The 17406-nt window shown below is 32.8% G+C and carries 17 protein-coding genes and 1 tRNA gene; 6 read left to right on the top strand and 12 right to left on the bottom strand.

The window, feature by feature from the left end:
• Positions 1-9: 9 nt before the first annotated feature.
• The 8 genes from B0A75_RS03375 to hisS all read right to left on the bottom strand — a co-directional run bounded on the left by B0A75_RS03375 (position 10) and on the right by hisS (position 8565).
• Positions 10-675 carry a DEAD/DEAH box helicase gene (locus B0A75_RS03375; protein WP_089052883.1) on the bottom strand — a complete coding sequence of 222 codons (666 nt, stop codon included), beginning with the start codon at positions 673-675 and terminating at the stop codon, positions 10-12.
• 102 nt (positions 676-777) lie between these two features.
• Entirely contained in the window at positions 778-1941 is a 1164-nt protein-coding gene (locus tag B0A75_RS03370) for a sigma-54-dependent transcriptional regulator (protein WP_089052882.1), read from the bottom strand.
• Positions 1942-2049: 108 nt separating this feature from the next.
• Positions 2050-3366, bottom strand: a complete 1317-nt coding sequence (locus B0A75_RS03365; RefSeq protein ID WP_089052881.1) for an ABC transporter permease — start codon at positions 3364-3366, stop codon at positions 2050-2052.
• 72 nt (positions 3367-3438) lie between these two features.
• Positions 3439-4383, bottom strand: coding sequence for an ABC transporter ATP-binding protein (locus tag B0A75_RS03360; RefSeq protein WP_089053086.1), 945 nt, complete (start codon positions 4381-4383; stop codon positions 3439-3441).
• A 161-nt stretch (positions 4384-4544) separates the two neighbouring features.
• Complete coding sequence (dnaJ, locus tag B0A75_RS03355) at positions 4545-5654, bottom strand: molecular chaperone DnaJ (protein ID WP_089052880.1); 1110 nt, start codon at positions 5652-5654, stop codon at positions 4545-4547.
• A 74-nt stretch (positions 5655-5728) separates the two neighbouring features.
• On the bottom strand, positions 5729-6307 hold the full coding sequence (locus B0A75_RS03350) for a nucleotide exchange factor GrpE (protein WP_089052879.1): 579 nt from the start codon (positions 6305-6307) through the stop codon (positions 5729-5731).
• 451 nt (positions 6308-6758) lie between these two features.
• Positions 6759-6829: transfer RNA gene (locus B0A75_RS03345), tRNA-Trp, on the bottom strand.
• Positions 6830-7137: 308 nt separating this feature from the next.
• Entirely contained in the window at positions 7138-8565 is a 1428-nt protein-coding gene (hisS, locus tag B0A75_RS03340) for a histidine--tRNA ligase (protein WP_089052878.1), read from the bottom strand.
• Between the two features lie 240 nt (positions 8566-8805).
• On the opposite strand from hisS, the gene B0A75_RS03335 reads away from it, so the two are divergent.
• Positions 8806-10050: an ABC transporter permease gene (locus B0A75_RS03335; protein ID WP_089052877.1), complete on the top strand. Its 1245-nt coding sequence runs from the start codon at positions 8806-8808 to the stop codon at positions 10048-10050.
• A gap of 54 nt (positions 10051-10104) precedes the next feature.
• Here B0A75_RS03335 and prmC read toward each other — a convergent pair whose 3' ends face one another.
• Genes prmC through B0A75_RS03320 form a run of 3 tightly spaced genes read right to left on the bottom strand, consistent with a single transcriptional unit; the run spans position 10105 to position 12290 of the window.
• Complete coding sequence (prmC, locus tag B0A75_RS03330; RefSeq protein WP_089052876.1) at positions 10105-10959, bottom strand: peptide chain release factor N(5)-glutamine methyltransferase; 855 nt, start codon at positions 10957-10959, stop codon at positions 10105-10107.
• A gap of 34 nt (positions 10960-10993) precedes the next feature.
• Positions 10994-11800: a hypothetical protein gene (locus tag B0A75_RS03325; protein WP_089052875.1), complete on the bottom strand. Its 807-nt coding sequence runs from the start codon at positions 11798-11800 to the stop codon at positions 10994-10996.
• A gap of 4 nt (positions 11801-11804) precedes the next feature.
• Positions 11805-12290, bottom strand: a complete 486-nt coding sequence (locus tag B0A75_RS03320; RefSeq protein WP_089052874.1) for a GNAT family N-acetyltransferase — start codon at positions 12288-12290, stop codon at positions 11805-11807.
• 108 nt (positions 12291-12398) lie between these two features.
• Between B0A75_RS03320 and ribD the strand changes: the two genes are divergently transcribed.
• The 3 genes from ribD (at position 12399) to B0A75_RS03305 (ending at position 14822) form a co-directional block, all read left to right on the top strand.
• Positions 12399-13448 (top strand): bifunctional diaminohydroxyphosphoribosylaminopyrimidine deaminase/5-amino-6-(5-phosphoribosylamino)uracil reductase RibD, encoded by a 1050-nt coding sequence (ribD, locus tag B0A75_RS03315; RefSeq protein WP_089052873.1) that lies wholly within the window; start codon positions 12399-12401, stop codon positions 13446-13448.
• Entirely contained in the window at positions 13441-14043 is a 603-nt protein-coding gene (locus B0A75_RS03310) for an HAD family hydrolase (protein ID WP_089052872.1), read from the top strand. Before ribD ends, B0A75_RS03310 begins: the two co-directional genes overlap by 8 nt.
• A gap of 146 nt (positions 14044-14189) precedes the next feature.
• A complete protein-coding gene (locus B0A75_RS03305; protein ID WP_089053085.1) occupies positions 14190-14822 on the top strand; it encodes an IMPACT family protein in 633 nt (210 codons plus the stop codon).
• A gap of 31 nt (positions 14823-14853) precedes the next feature.
• On the opposite strand, the gene B0A75_RS03300 is transcribed toward B0A75_RS03305, so the two are convergent.
• On the bottom strand, positions 14854-15258 hold the full coding sequence (locus B0A75_RS03300) for an acyl-CoA thioesterase (RefSeq protein ID WP_089052871.1): 405 nt from the start codon (positions 15256-15258) through the stop codon (positions 14854-14856).
• Positions 15259-15445: 187 nt separating this feature from the next.
• Between B0A75_RS03300 and dnaA the strand changes: the two genes are divergently transcribed.
• Complete coding sequence (dnaA, locus tag B0A75_RS03295) at positions 15446-16873, top strand: chromosomal replication initiator protein DnaA (RefSeq protein ID WP_065451227.1); 1428 nt, start codon at positions 15446-15448, stop codon at positions 16871-16873.
• Between the two features lie 9 nt (positions 16874-16882).
• Complete coding sequence (locus B0A75_RS03290) at positions 16883-17350, top strand: low molecular weight protein-tyrosine-phosphatase (RefSeq protein ID WP_089052870.1); 468 nt, start codon at positions 16883-16885, stop codon at positions 17348-17350.
• Positions 17351-17406: the final 56 nt, after the last annotated feature.

The following is a 17406-nucleotide window of genomic DNA, read 5'->3' as shown; positions in this document are numbered from 1 at the left end:
GATTTTCAATTATTCCTCTTCTTCAATATCTTCTTCGTCCTCATCCAATTCTTCTTCACCTTCTTCATCCATATCGAAAAAATAAGGTTCTAACAGCATTTTATCTGTCAGGATCTCGATACGTTCTGTCAAAGTTTCAGCAAAAACGATACGCTGTGTTTTTGCAATACTGTTTGAAATACGCATTATTTTAGTTTCATGACGCAATTTCAAAATAGGATCAGCATCATCTAAAATAAACATTTTTAAACGGTTTACATTGTAACCAGCCGTCGAAAACATGTCGCTTAATTTATTTGGTGTACCAATTAAAACATCAATTCCCGTAGAAACATAATTTTTATCGTAATCCATGTCGCCTTTATCGTGTACACCGTAAACCTCAAGATTAGTATATTTTCCATACTTTTCAAAAAGTTCTTCCATTGCAAGAACCTTTTCTTTATCTTCAACGATAATCAAAGCACGAGGCGATTCTTCGGTTTTTCCTGCCAATTGCTGAATAACATTCAATACAATCGTAGTTGTTTTACCACTTCCTTCCGGAGAAACAATCAAACAATCCGCACCGCTTTTTATAGTCGAAAAAGTTTCCTGCTGTAAAGCATTTGCTTCTGTTAAACCATTTTCAATTAGGGCGTCTTGTAATTTCTCGTTTATTTTTTTTAGTTTCATTTTTTTTTATGCTTTAAGCTTTAAGCGATACGCCGTAAGCAAAAATTATTTATAATTTTAACAGCCTAAAGCTTAAAGCTTATAGCCTATTGCGCGAAGCACTTATTTGCTTGCGAACATTTTTACATCAGTTTCAGAGATTTCACTTCCTCCTAAAATAATCAATCTCTCGACTACATTTCGAAGTTCACGAATATTCCCTGTCCAATCGTATTCCTGCAATAATTTTATGGCTTGCGCCGAAAATCCTTTTACAGCATTTCCTTGCTCTGATGCAATTTTTTCTGCAAAATGCTTAATCAAAGCCGGAATATCGTCACGTCTTTCATTCAATGGCGGTACTTTTATTAAAATAACTGCCAAACGATGGTATAAATCTTCACGAAAACGGCCTTCGGCAATTTCTGTTTTTAAATCTTTATTGGTTGCGGCAACCACACGAACATCTACTTTAATGTCTTTTTCAGCTCCCACTCTAGTAATCATACTTTCTTGAAGTGCACGCAAAACTTTGGCTTGCGCCGAAAGACTCATATCTCCAATTTCATCTAAGAAAATAGTTCCTTTATCAGCAGCTTCAAACTTTCCAGCACGATCTTTAACTGCTGATGTAAAAGCACCTTTTACGTGTCCGAACAACTCACTTTCGATTAATTCACTCGGAATTGCAGCACAGTTAACTTCAATTAAAGGATAATTAGAGCGTTCACTTTTTTCATGCAATTGATGCGCAACTAATTCTTTACCTGTTCCGTTTGGACCTGTAATTAAAACTCTGGCTTCTGTTGGAGCTACTTTATCAATCATCACTTTAATATGATTAATTGATTCGCTCTCGCCTATCATTTCATAATTCTTGCTGACTTTCTTCTTTAGAATTTTATTTTCAACAACTAATTGTTTTTTGTCTAAAGCATTACGAACTGTATTCAATAAACGATTCAAATCCGGCGGTTTTGAGATATAATCAAAAGCTCCTAAACGCATGGTATGAATTGCTGTTTCCATATCTCCATGACCAGAGATCATAACCATCGGGATTTCTGGTTTTATTTTTTTTGCTTCTTCTAAAACCTCAACACCATCCATTTTTGGCATTTTGATATCACACAAAACCAAATCGTAATCGTTGTTTTTTATTTTTTCAAGACCTGCAGCACCATCTTCTGCTTCATCAACCTTATAGGAATCATTTTCTTCTGATAATATTTTTACCAAAACTCTTCTGATCGCTGCTTCGTCTTCGATAATTAGTATTTTACTCATTTTTTTAAGGTTCTGAGGTTCTAAGATACTAAGGTTCTAAGGTTTTTCTGCAAGAAGCTAAAAAAAATCTTAGCATCTAGAACCTAAGTACCTTAGCAGCTTTAAAAATTAATATTTAAGCCACTTATACAATTCCTTCCAAGTTGGTTTTTTGCCGTACATTAAAATACCTACACGATAAATTTTTGCTGCGAACCAAACGACAAGGAAAAAGGTAGCAAACAATAATGATACCGAAATTGCAATTTGCCACCACGGCACGCCAAACGGAATACGCATAAGCATAACAATTGGCGATGTTAGCGGAATCATTGAAAATGCAACTGCAACTGTCCCGTGAGGATCATTTACAACTGTAAAAAATCCGATATAGACACTCAAAATAAGAGGCATTAAAATGGGCAGTAAAAACTGTTGAGAATCTGTTTGATTGTCAACTGCTGCTCCAATTGCCGCATAGAATGAACTGTACAGAAAATATCCTCCAATAAAATAAACTATAAATCCAATTATAATACTCGCAATTGGCAGATTCCATAATTCAGCAATATACATTTGTGCTGAACCCGAAAGTTGATGCTGTGCTGATTGCATTAATTCTGGCGAAATTCTAGCCGTTGGACCAACATTAACTCCAAAAAATGTCGAAGCAGCAAACATTAATCCCAAACCAATAATCGCCCAAATCATAAACTGTAAAATTCCAGCTAACGAAGTTCCAACAATTTTACCAATCATTAACTGGAATGGTTTTACTGATGAAATAATGATTTCTATAATTCGATTTGTTTTTTCTTCGATTACACTTCGCATTACCATATTTCCATAAATGATAATAAACATCATAATCAAATAACCAAAAGCGCCTCCAATTGCAATTTTTATTTCGTTCAAACCTTTTAAACTCTCTTCTCCAGATGCTTTTATCAAATGAATATTGACATCTGACTGTGCTTTTTGAATTGCTAAAGTGTCTAGTTTTGCTTTTTCTAGATTTAGTTTCGTTATTTTATTTCCAATGATATCTTGTGTGTTTTCTACAAAAGAAATACTTGGACTGTTATTTGAAATAAATTCAATTTTACTTTCTAAATCTTTAATATCAGCTGTTTTTGGAATAACTATTAAACCGCTGAAATTTTCTTTTGTAATACTGTCTTTTAAAGCTTTTACTTCAATCTCAGATAAATTAAAGTATTTAAATTCGGCTCCTTTTTTATTCTCTTTTAAAAAATCTGCCGCAAAAAGCCCTGTTTCGTCATGAATTGCGATACGCTTTGTTTCTGCTTTCATTGAACTTAAATAGCCAATAAATACGGCTATAGCTACAAACAAAAGCGGACTCAAAAAAGTCATGACAACAAAAGATTTATTACGAACTTTTGCAATGAATTCTCTTTTTATAATCAACGAGATAATACTCATAAATGTTTTTTAATTTTCAAATCTAAAATTCCAAATTCCAACTTTTTCTGTCTCAGATTTGGAATTTGGAATTTAATTATTGGAATTTAGTTTTTTGTTTTCGGTAACGGTTTGAATAAAAATATCGTTTACGCTTGGAATTTTTTCTACAAAGTGTGTTACTTGTCCGCGTTGTGTCAACACATTCAATAATTCATTTGGAGCTGAATTTCCAATTTGGATATTTAATTTTAAATCGTCATTTAAAGACTTGAAATTCGCTGGCGAAACGGTAAATTTTTGTGTAATATCGTACATCAAACCTTCGACATTGTCAGTCAAAATTCCAACTTCAAAACTATTGGTTTTAAACTGACGTTTTACGTCACTTACTTTTCCTTCAATCAATTTATTTGATTTATGAATTAAAGCTATATGATCGCAAAGCTCTTCAACGCTTTCCATTCTATGGGTCGAAAAAATAATGGTAGCTCCTTCTTCTTTCAGAGCCAAAATCTCGTCCTTAATAATATTGGCATTTACAGGATCAAACCCTGAAAAAGGTTCATCAAAAATCAGCAGTTTCGGTTTATGCAGTACACAAACCACAAACTGAATTTTTTGTGCCATTCCTTTAGATAATTCTTGAATTTTCTTGTTCCACCATCCTTGAATACCTAAGCGATCAAACCAAAACTCAAGCTGTTGCTTTGCCTCAGCTTTAGAAAGTCCCTTCATTTGTGCCAAATACAAACACTGCTCTCCCACTTTCATCGAGCTGTACAAACCTCTTTCTTCGGGAAGATATCCTATAGTTTGAACGTGTTTTGGCTGTAATTTTTCGCCATCTAATATTACTTCACCGCTGTCTGGCATTGTAATTTGATTGATGATTCTGATAAGAGAAGTTTTTCCAGCTCCATTAGGTCCTAAAAGTCCATAAATACTGCCTTTTGGCACATTTAATGAAACTTCGTTAAGCGCTACATAATCGCCATATTGTTTTACGACTTTATGTACTTCGAGTAAGTTGCTCATTTTATTTTTTAGGTTTTCTTTCAGTGGCTTTTTTATTTTTGCCAACAGTCTGTAAAAGTAAATAATTCACACGGAATCTACATTATAATACGCAAAAAACCCATTCTATTTATGTTTAGAATGGGTTTTGATTTTATATACATCTTCAAAAAAAGTGCTGCTTACGAGAACATATCTTTTACTTTCTCGAAAAATGATTTCTCTGATTTTTCTGGGCTTGGTACAAAATGTTCATCATTTAGAGCTTTCTCAAAGAATTGTTTTTGCTCTTTATTTAATGTTTTTGGAGTCCAAACGTTTACGTGAACTAGTAAATCACCACTTCCGTAACCGTTTATACTTGGAATTCCTTTTCCTTTTAATCTTAAGATTTTTCCAGATTGAATTCCTTCTTCCAGCTTAATACGAACTTTTCCGTTAATTGCTTCGATGTCTTTTGAAGCTCCTAAAACAGCTTCTGGAAAACTAATGTATAAATCGTAATGAATGTTCTCACCTTCGCGTTTCAAGAATTCGTGTTCTAACTCTTCAATGGCAACGATTAAATCACCTGGAATACTATTTCCTGGCGCATCGTTTCCTTTGTTAGAAACTTTCAACTGCATTCCGTCAACAACACCAGCTGGAATTTTGATAGAAACTGTTTCGTCTTCTACCACCATTCCTTGTGCATCTGCTTCAGAAGGTTTTTTATCTAAAATTTGACCAGAACCTCCACAAGTAGGACAAGTTGATGCTGACTGCATTCTTCCTAAAATGGTATTTGTAACACGCATTACCTGCCCTTGACCATTACAAGTCGTACAAGTTTTATACGTTACACCTTTGGCTTGAACTTTACGTTTTACTTTTACTTTTTTCTCTACACCATTTGCAATCTCTTCTAAAGTTAGTTTCACTTTAATTCGAAGATTACTTCCTTTAGCGCGACGAGGACCTCCGCCTCCGCCTCCGAAACCGCCAAATCCACCACCAAAAATATCACCAAACTGGCTGAAAATATCATCCATATTCATACCGCCGTGACCACCGCCAAATCCACCAGAACCATCAAATGCTTGATGTCCGTATTGGTCGTATTTTGCTTTTTTGTTAGGATCGCTTAATACTTCGTAAGCTTCTGCCGCTAATTTAAAGTTTTCTTCTGCCTCTTTGTCGCCTGGATTTTTATCCGGGTGATATTTCAACGCACTTTTTCTGTACGCTTTTTTTATTTCGGCAGCATCAGCACTCTTAGAAATGCCTAGTATTTCGTAAAAATCTTTTTTCATAATTTAGGTTAAATTCCAATACTACAAATTCCAAATTTCAATTTAAAAACTGATTTCTAGAATCTATTTGCATTTTAGTTTCCAACAACAACTTTAGGAAAACGAATAATTTTGTCTCCTAATTTGTATCCTTTTTCAATAACATCAACAATTTTGCCTTTTAATTTATCCGAAGGAGCTGGAATTTGAGTAATTGCTTCAGCAATATCTGCGTTAAAAGCATCACCTGCTTTAATCTCAACCTGCTCTAAACCTTTAGAAATTAAAGTGTTTTTCAATTTTTCATGAATCAACTCAACTCCTTTTTTCAAATTTTCATCGTCAGATTTATTGATCTCTACAGTTGCTCTGTCAAAATCATCTAAAACAGGAAGCATTGCTTGCAAAACGTCTTGATTTGCCGTTTTGAATAAATCGATGCGCTCCTTTGAAGTTCTTTTTTTGTAATTTTCAAATTCGGCAAATAATCTCAAAAACTTATCTTTTTCTTTTGCCAAGTCTTGAGCCAATTGCTCTTCAACACTTAATTCTTCAACAATTAACTGCTCACCGTTGGCATTGTTCTCTAACGTTACATCATCTAATTCCTGATCGAATTCTGTATTTTCCGTAGTCATATTACTTTTATTTTTAAAAATATTTTTAAACTTCATTTTTTATTCTTTCTGTTGGATTGCAAAAGTACTGCCAAATCTTATAAAATGTCAAATTGTCACTTTATTAGTTATGAGAGTTTTAAAAACCTAATTCGGAAATTAAAATTTAGTATAATTTTAAGACTATTACGTTTTAGTTTATGCTAAATTTGAGTTCAAAATTGGAAACTAAATTATTACCTATCAAAATTGAATTTAAGGGTTGGCTTCGGCCTCATAAATAATTATTAATTCAAGTTTACCTTATATTAAAAAAAGCTTCGCCTTATAGTAGAGACGAAGCTTTTTTTTATGCTTTTTGAGAAAAATTTACCGCAAAGAACGCTAAGATTTTTACTCTTGACTTCAAAAAAAAAATTCGCAAAGCTTTGTATTGATTTAGCTTTGCAAACTTTTTTTGATAGTATCTTAGATAAAATCCTTGTTTCCTTTTCGATAAGAAATATTGCACGGGCGGAGGGATTCGAACCCCCATCAACGGTTTTGGAGACCGCTATTCTACCCTTGAACTACGCCCGTAACTCAAGTCCGCAAATTAAAGGCTTTTTTTTCTTTTCTACCAACTATTTCGGGCAAATTTTAAAAAGATACAAGCAGATAAAGACTGAGATTTATTAACACAATCACTTTCAGAACTTTGTGCGTTTTTATTTTTCAATCAAAACAAAAACTTTACAAAATAACCGCAAAGTACGCTAAGTTTTTTAAAAGTCTGGTTTTATAAAAACACAAAGCTCGCAAAGCTTTATTTTGATCTAGCTTTGCGAACTTTGTGTTTTCTATGCGTGAAGCAAAATTAAATCTTAGCGCACTTTGCGGTTAAAATCTTATGCCAATAAAGCAGCTTTCAATCCTTCAAAGTCAACAGAAATCTGCTCTCCTGTCACTAAATTTTTAAGTGCGTAAGAATTTGAAGCGATTTCTTGATCTCCTGCAATTACAGCAAATGGAATCAAACGTTTATCAGCGTATTGAAACTGCTTGCCCACTTTTACATTGTCAGGGTATAATTCTACTTTTATATTTTCTTTTCTTAATTTCTGAATGGCTTTTGAAGCATACAAAACCTCATTGTCTCCATAATTGATAAACAATGCTTTCGAAGTAGCTGCAACAGTTTCTGGAAACAACTGTAGTTCTTCTAAAACTAAATAAATCCTATCTAATCCAAAAGAAATTCCAACACCGCTCATATTTTTCAATCCAAAAATACCCGTCAAATCGTCGTATCTTCCACCGCCTCCAATAGATCCCATTGAAACTGTTTTTGGTGCTGCAACTTCAAAAATAGCTCCGGTATAATAATTTAAACCACGAGCAAGTGTCACATCAAGGTCCAAAATTGCTGTAGACAAACCTAAAGTTGCCACATTGTCACAAATAAATTTAAGTTCCTCAACTCCTTTTGTACCTTCTTCAGATGACGCTAATAATTCTGATAACTGTTTAATTTTATCTGCAAATGTTCCTGTAAAGCTAAAAAGAGGCTGTACTTTTACCAACGCTTCTTCAGAAATACCTTTTTCGATCATTTCTTTCTTTACGCCGTCTTCGCCAATTTTATCCAATTTATCCAGAGCAACTGTAAAATCTATCAATTTATCAGAAGCGCCAATAACTTCGGCAATTCCTGATAATATTTTTCGGTTGTTAATTTTAATAGTAACACCTTCTAATCCTAAAGAAGTAAAAACAGTGTCATATAATTGAACCAATTCTACTTCCTGCCAAAGTGACTTTGAGCCAACAACATCGGCATCACATTGATAGAATTCTCTGTAACGTCCTCTTTGCGGACGATCAGCTCTCCAAACGGGTTGAATTTGATATCTTTTAAAAGGAAACTCAATTTCATTTTGATGCTGTACAACGTATCTTGCAAATGGAACTGTTAAATCGTAACGAAGTGCTTTTTCAGAAATTTTTCCTGTAAATTTATTCAGCTCGATTCTTTGATTAAGATCGATCGTTTCTGCTGAATTAACTTGCAGTGACGCTATAGATTCTGGTAATTCAATTTTATTTTTATTGAAGAAAAAATTCCCTGAATTTAATATTTTAAAAATCAAACGATCCCCTTCTTCTCCATATTTCCCCATTAAGGTATCTGAATTTTCGAACGAAGGTGTTTCAATGGGCTGAAAACCAAATTTTTCAAAATTATTTTTTATCGTCTGAATTATATATTGACGTTTTGACACCTCTGCAGGCGAAAAATCTCTTGTTCCTTGCGGAATGCTTGGTTTTGAAGCCATCTTTTTTATTTTAGATTGTAGATTTTAGATTTTAGACTTCTTTGAGAACTAAAATCATAAACCTTTAAAATTAATTTATTTCTAGATTTTTTTTAGATTGTTGGCTCTTTAGTCTTTCGACTTTATGACTTTCCAACTTTCGACTTAATTAAGTTTGCAAATATCTTACTTTTTAAAATAAATAATACGTGTTCGAAAACAAACTTGTAACAAAAACCGTATTTTCGTGACAAATTGGTCATGATGCTAAAATTATTTAAAGAAAATATCCGAATTGCTTTTGGTTCTATCAAAACACAATTATTGCGAACCATTCTTACTGTATTAATTATTGCTATCGGAATCACAGCATTAGTTGGAATTCTTACTGTTGTAACGGCACTCGAGAATACTGTTTCGACCAATTTTGCTTCAATGGGAGCTAACACATTCAACATCAAACAGTATGCAAATACAGTTCGAAATCGCGGCGGAAACGAACGTGAAGTTATTAATCCTATTATTTCCTATCCAGAAGCTGTTGCCTTCAAAAACAAATACAAATATCCTTTTACCGAAACTTCTCTTTCGTTTACTGCCACATCAAAAGCGGAGGTAAAATTTCTAGACACTAAAACTGATCCTGAAATTTCGATCATTGGAGTCGATGAACATTATATTTCTAATTCTGGTTTAGAGACAACTTTAGGCAGATCATTTAATCAATTTGACATTGACAATAACACTTACACCTGCATAGTTGGTTCTGATTTTGAAAAAGGCTTACTGAAAGATGTTAACCCTATTGACAAAGTTATTTCTATTCGAGGCGCTCGTTTTAAAGTAATTGGAGTTTTAAAAGAAAAAGGATCTACTTTTGGAAACAGTCAGGATTTACGCGTTTTAATTCCTATTCAGGTGGCGCGATCTTTATTTACTGCCCCCAATATTAATTACACGATGAGTGTAATGGTTTCTAAAAAAGAGCTTTTAGATCAAGCTGTTGATGATGCAACAAGTGTTATGCGCAGAGTTCGCAAATTAAGCCCGGTTAAAGATAATAATTTTGGGATTGGACGCAGCGATGATTTAATTAATAGAATTCTTGGAATCACCAAATATTTAGGATGGGCTTCGTGGATTATAAGCATCATTACTATTCTAGGTTCATCAATCGCTTTGATGAATATTATGATTGTATCTGTAACTGAACGTACTCGTGAAATTGGGGTTAGAAAAGCGCTGGGCGCAACAAAAGTTACTATTTCGGTTCAATTTTTTATTGAAACCTTATTAATAGGACAAATTGGCGGTTTGGTTGGTATTGTTTTAGGAATCTTGGTAGGTTTTGCTTTTGCTGCCGCTATGAGTTTTGCATTTGTAATTCCGTGGATGGCAATTTTTGCTGCGTTTGCAACCAGTTTTATGGTTGCAATTGTTTCTGGATTATATCCTGCAATCAAAGCTTCAAAACTAGATCCAATTGAAGCACTTCGATACGAATAAATTTAGGTATTCAGTTCAATGAGGATTCATTAAAACGTTCTATTTACTGAACACTTAAATATTGCCTTTAATCATTCGATCATTATCATAAATATCTTTTCGCAATTCGATACTTTTAAAATTCATTTCCTCCAGTAAGCCCGCCATTTCTTTTCCAAGATATTGGTTAATTTCAAAATACAGCTGACCATTTTCTAAAAGATTCTTTTTTGCTAAATCAGCAATTTTTCTATAAAAAATCAACGCATCGTTATCCTCAACAAAAAGCGCCAAATGCGGCTCATAATCCAGAACATTTTTCTTGATTTCTTCTTTTTCTAAATTACGGACGTAAGGCGGATTGGAAACAATTATATCATAATTTGATTTCAAAATTTCTAATTCCAGAACATTCTTAAGCATAAAAATTATTTCAACTTTATTGCTTATTGCATTTCTCTTCGCTGTTTCAAGTGCTTTTTTCGAAACATCGATTGCGTAAACTTCTGCATTTGGTAAATTTTTAGCCAGTGAAATAGCAATACAACCGCTTCCCGTTCCTATATCAAGAATTTTAATTTTCTTCTTTTTATCAATGGCTTTATTCTCGTTGATAACCCATTCGACCAATTCTTCGGTTTCTGGTCTTGGAATCAATACATTTTCATTTACTTCAAACTCTAAGCCGTAAAAATGCGTTTTCCCGAGTAAATACTGAATTGGAACTTCTTTTTTTAATTCTTCCAATATCGAATTCCATACTATAAAATCAGCTTCACTAAAAGTCAAATCATGATTTAATGCCAAATCTATTTGTCTTAATTTATGTTTATCTTCTAAAATCAAATAGAAAAAACTCTCCGCTTCGTATGCATCATAAAAAGGTGATAATTCTTTTATAAATTGAGTCCGGTATTGTTTAATTTTCATTTTTATATCTCCTGTTATTAGATAATCTTTTTAATTAGCAGTCAAACTGCACTGCTATTTCCGAAACTTTCTTCACTGAATCTCCGTTTTCAGCTTTTGAAGAAAGAAACAAAATTACTCGTTCTTCTTCGTAATTTCTATTTGCCCCAAAAACAAAATCAAGTTTTCCATCTCCGTCAATATCCCCTGCAAAAAGCAACTCTACAAAGGTGTCATTAAACGACATTTCGGTCAACAGCAGTTTTTCTGGATTATTACCAACGGTTAAATACAGTTTATAATCCTCTACTTTCTTAAAAATCTCTATTTTATCATCATCAGTACTTACTTGTTCTTCTGAAAGAACTTTTCCTTCTCCACGTAAAGTGTAATTAAGATTACCAAAAGTAAAACTCAACTTTTCTTTTGGCCAGATTTTATCCTCTTCAATTTTTATTGATTTTACTTTTCCTATTTTCAATTCAGGATAATCCATCAATAGCAAAACTTTCTTTTTAGGCAAAATTGAAAGAAGAGAATCACCTGAACATTCGCTGTATCCTTTTTCAATTTTAAAATTAGATTTCCCTAAAAAATACTCATCATTTTCCTGATACAACTCAATCCATTTATTATTTAAAGCTGTTACAGGATTTTGATTATCATAAGTTCGATAGTTTTGTGGTATCAGAATATTAAATTCATTTTTAAATTCGTCTTCTGATGCGGTAATTTTACTTTCGTCAGTAGTAATTACAGAGTCTTTTGCAATTACGTTATTCTTTACTGACTTTGCTTCTTTAGCATCTTTACAAGAAAATAAAATTGAAATCAAAAGAAAACCAAAAACACTTTTTTTCATAAACTTATAATTTTTTCAACATCCATACAGGGCAAGAATCGTGCCCAGTAGAACCCAATGGAGCATCTAAATATTCAAAACCTGATTTTTTATATAATTTTTGAGCGGCGTGCATAAAAGGCATTGTTTCGATATAACATTTTTCAAAGCCAAAATTTCTTGCCTGCTCTAAACATTTCTCCATCATTATACTTCCTATTCCTAAACCACGTGTTTCAGGCAAAAAATACATCTTTTGCAATTCACAAATCTTCGGATCGCTGTTTTCTAATGGAGCAATTCCCGCACAACCTAAAATTTTACCATCGTTTTCAACTACAAAATAAACCGAATTTGGTTTACTGTATTCTTCAAACATTAAATCCAAATAGGGATCTTCGTATGCGGTACCCACTTTTGGAATTTCCATTTCATCAAAAACAGATCTTATTAATTTCGCAACCGACTGATTGTCTTTATTTTCAATTTTTCTTATAATCCAATTATTCATTTTCCTTATATTATTCAATCCTATTGTAAATGTAAAATAGTTTTTTTGATCATTAATCGAATCCGAACCATTATTGAGACTAAACTCAAAAATAACTACTTTTGCAGGGTGAATATACATGAAAAATACATAAGACGCTGCATTGAACTAGCCAAAAATGGCCTCGGAACAACGTATCCAAACCCAATGGTTGGAAGTGTAATTGTTTATAATAATACAATTATTGGAGAAGGCTGGCACAAAAAAGCCGGCGAACCACATGCCGAAGTAAATGCAGTACGTTCTGTAAAAGACAAATCGCTTTTAAAGAAAGCTACAATTTATGTTAGTTTAGAACCTTGCAGTCATTTTGGAAAAACACCTCCGTGTTGTGATTTAATTATTGAAAATAAAATTCCGAATGTTGTTGTAGGAACTGTTGATCCAAATGAAAAAGTAGCCGGAAACGGAATCAGAAAACTTGTTGAGGCGGGCGCTAATGTGGTAGTAGGTGTTTTGGAAGACGAATGTAACGAACTCAACAAACGCTTTTTTACTTTTCATCAAAAAAAGAGACCTTATATTGTACTAAAATGGGCCGAAAGCCTGGACGGTTATCTAGCTCCTGAAAAAGAAACTAATCAGGAACGCAAACCGGTTTGGATTACTAATACATTTTCTCGTCAATTAGTTCACAAATGGCGCAGTGAAGAACAGGCAATTCTAGTTGGCACACAAACTGTTATTGATGACAATCCTAAATTAAATGTTAGAGATTGGTCTGGGAACAATCCTGTTCGCGTAGTTTTAGACCAAAACAACCGAATTTCAAAAGACAGTTTTGTTTTTGATAATAATGTAAAAACTATTGTTCTAACAAAATCAGAAAATAATATTTCGACTGAAAATACGATTTATGAAACAATAGTGTTTAATAAAAATACGATTGAGAATATTTTATCGGTTTTACATCAGCATCAAATTCAATCCATAATTATTGAAGGCGGGAAACAAACACTGCAATCTTTTATTGATAAAAACATTTGGGACGAGGCTAGAATTTTTATTGGACAGAATACGTTTGAAAAAGGTACGAAAGCGCCAGAACTTAAAAGGAAGAATGAAGCAAAAACTTATATTCAGAACGACGAATTAATATATGTAAGAAATCATGATTGATACTATAATTTTTGACTTTGGTGATATTTTTATCAATCTAGACAAACAAGGAACTATTTCGGGATTACAGAAATTAGGATTAAAAGAATGGAATGCTGATCTTGATCGTTTGAATCTATTATTTGAAACTGGAGATATTTCATACGATGATTTTATTGGCGGATTTCAAAAACAGCTTCCAAATGCAAGCATTGAAGAAATTCTAGAAGCTTGGAATGCCGTTTTGGCTGATTTCCCTTCATATCGACTAGACTTCTTAAAAGAGCTTTCAAAAAAGTATCGTTTGTTTTTATTAAGCAATACTGATTCTATTCATATTGCGACTTTCGAGAAAAAAAGCGGCGTACCATTTTATACTGATTTTTACAATTGTTTTGAAAAAGTTCATTTTTCATTCGAGATCAGAAAACGAAAACCAAATGCAAATTCATTTCAGCATTTAATTGACGATCATAATTTAATTCCTGAACAAACGTTATTTGTTGATGACAAAAAAGAGAATACTGATAGTGCAGCAACATTAGGTTTTCATGTTTGGAATTTACAAGTTGGCCAAGAAGATGTTGTCGATTTATATAACAAAGGGATACTATAAAAATACTTAGTCACCAATTAATGTGACTAAAAGGATTAAAAAACACCGCCACGAATTACACAAATTTTCACTAATAAAATTGGATTAAATAAAATTCACGAAAATTTGTGTAATTCGTGGCAAAAACTCAATTTAGAATTTTAATTTTGGAATACAGCGATACTTATCAAACCATAGCAATTGAATCTGAAGAAGTACTTTTTAAAGAAAAAGGAAGCAAATTCTTTGGTTACGCTTTTCCTATAGAAAATGAGGAAGAAGTAAAACCAATAATTGAGAATTTAAGAAAACTTCATCCGCATGCTGTACATTACTGCTATGCATATCAATTGGGCACAGCTCCAAAAATTTCCTACCGAGCAAATGATGATGGCGAACCGAGCAACACGGCTGGAGCGCCAATTTATGGACAAATACAATCTTTTGGTGTAACAAACGTTCTTATAGTTGTGGTTCGTATTTTTGGAGGTACTAAATTAGGCGTTGGCGGTTTAATAGCTGCTTATCGAACAACGGCGCAAATGACATTAGAAGTTTGTGAAATTGTTGAAAAAACAATTGACGTTCATTTTTTAATTTCGTTCGATTATAAAAACATGAATAAAGTAATGCGGGTTATAAAAGAAAAAAAACTCGAAATTACTTCTCAAGAAATGGAAATGGATGAAGATTCTGGACTTCCAATTGGCAAAATAATCACAAAAACGCGAAAAAAAAATGCCGAATCAGTATTCGACATTTTTGATTTAATGTTTGAAATCGATATTAAAATTATATAAATTAACATTAAAACACATCTCATTTTAACAATTATTCAAGTGTTTTAAATAATTCTAAAATGTAATTTGGAGGTGCAGTCGGACGACCCGATTTTAACGAAATAAATACTAAAATAAACACTGCTGTTGTTAATAACTCATTTGACTCATTATAAATTGCGCAGTCGAATTCAATCTTAACAGAAGACTGACTTTTGAAGGTGGTATGAATTGTTAAAAGCTCATCATAACGTGCCGATTTTTTGTAATTAATCTGCATCGAAACAATTGGCAGTCCAATTCCGCTTTCTTCCATGCTAGCATACGAAATCCCTTTATTTCTAAGCCATTCGACGCGTCCAATTTCAAAATAAGGCACATAATTTCCGTGATAAACAACCCCCATTTGGTCAGTTTCAGAGTAACGAACACGCACTTGCGTTTGATGATTTTTCATTATTTACAGATTAAAAAAAATTAACTTTCAAAAACGTCCTTACAACATTTTTTTATAAAATTAGACCCCAAAATATTTTTTTTTACAGAAATTTGTTCACATATTTGTTATCCCGAAATACGGAATAAAATTGCTCCATTTTTATTAGGAGAATCTTTATCAATAATAAAAAAACTTATCTGAATTTATGACTAAAACTGCTCAATCGGTATGGGAAAACTGTTTGTCCTTTATAAAAGACAATATTCAAGATCAAGCTTATAAAACTTGGTTCGAACCAATCAAATCAGTTGAGCTAACCGACAACGCATTATATATTCAGGTACCAAGTAAATTTTTCTACGAATGGCTCGAAGAGCACTACGTAAAATTATTGAAAGTTGCGCTTACCAAAGAACTGGGAAAAAACGCAAAGTTACTCTATAAAATTAAAATGGAGAACACTTATGGAAATAAACAGCCGTTTACCGAACAGCTGCCAAGTTCCAACAGAGTGCCAATGAAACCGCAAGAGGTTGATGCTCCGTTTAAAAATTTAAATCCAGAACTTAAAAATCCTTTTGTAATTCCGGGAATTAGAAATTTAAAAATTGAATCTCAATTAAACCCTAATTACAGCTTTGACAATTTCCTTGAAGGAGACTCAAACCGTTTAGCTCGTTCTGCAGGTATGGCTGTTGCCAACAAACCTGGAGGAACTTCATTTAATCCATTGTTGATTTTTGGAGGAGTTGGTTTAGGAAAAACGCACTTAGCACATGCTATAGGTGTAGAAGTAAAAGATAAATATCCAGAAAAAACGGTTTTATATATTTCTGCTGAGATTTTCACACAACAATATATTGATTCGGTTAAAAAGAATAATCGTAATGATTTTATTCACTTTTACCAATTAATTGACGTTTTGATTATTGATGACGTTCAGTTTTTATCTGGAAAATCAGGAACTCAGGATGTATTTTTCCATATTTTCAACTACCTGCACCAAAACGGAAAACAGGTAATTTTAACTTCGGATAAAGCTCCTGTTGATATGCAAGATATTGAACAGCGTTTATTATCTCGTTTTAAATGGGGATTATCTGCAGAATTGCATCAGCCTGATTACGAAACTCGTATCTCAATCTTAAAAAATATTTTATATCGTGATGGAGTTGAAATGCCAGAAGATATTATAGAATATGTTGCTCGAAACATTAAATCTAATGTTAGAGAATTAGAAGGCGCGATCATTTCATTAATTGCTCAATCTTCTTTCAATAAAAAAGAAGTTACTATTGAGCTGGCAAAAAGTGTTGTAGAGAAATTCGTTAAAAACGTTAAGAGAGAAATCTCTATCGATTATATTCAAAAAATTGTATCTGATTATTTTCAACTTGACATTGAAACACTTCAATCTAAAACACGAAAGAGGCACGTTGTTCAAGCGAGGCAGTTGGCTATGTTTTTTGCAAAAAAATTCACCAAAGCTTCTTTGGCAAATATTGGTTCACAAATTGGAGACCGAGATCACGCCACTGTTTTACACGCCTGCAAGACTGTTGACAATTTAGTTTCTACAGACAAACAATTCAAAAAATTTGTCGAAGATATCAACAAAAAACTAACGCTATAAACGCGAATCATGCCAGTAAAAATTTTAATGGTTTGTTTAGGAAATATTTGCAGATCTCCTTTAGCAGAAGGAATACTAGCTTCAAAATTACCTAATGATAGATTCATCGTTGATTCTGCTGGAACAGGATCATGGCATATAGGTCACGCACCAGATAAACGTTCTATTGCTGTAGCTAAAAAAAACGGCTTATGTATTGACAATCAAAAAGGAAGACAATTTAAAACTTCTGATTTTGACGAATTTGATTACATTTATGTAATGGATAATTCCAATTTACGCGACGTCCTTCATCTTGCCAAAACTCCCGAACACAAAAACAAAGTTCATCTTATTCTGAATGAATTATTTCCAGACGAAAATGTAGATGTTCCAGATCCTTATTACGGAGCTGCAAACGGATTTGATAATGTTTATCAAATGTTGGACGAAGCATCTGAAATAATTGCCCAAAAACTTATCAAAAAACATTCATAATTTAATTTGTATTTTAGTTATTCATAAATAATTAAAATACATTTTTTGTTTTAAAC

The organism is Flavobacterium oncorhynchi, assembly GCF_002217355.1.
In the GTDB taxonomy this organism is placed as follows: Bacteria; Bacteroidota; Bacteroidia; order Flavobacteriales; family Flavobacteriaceae; genus Flavobacterium; species Flavobacterium oncorhynchi.
This window is presented reverse-complemented; position numbering and strand designations above follow the sequence as displayed.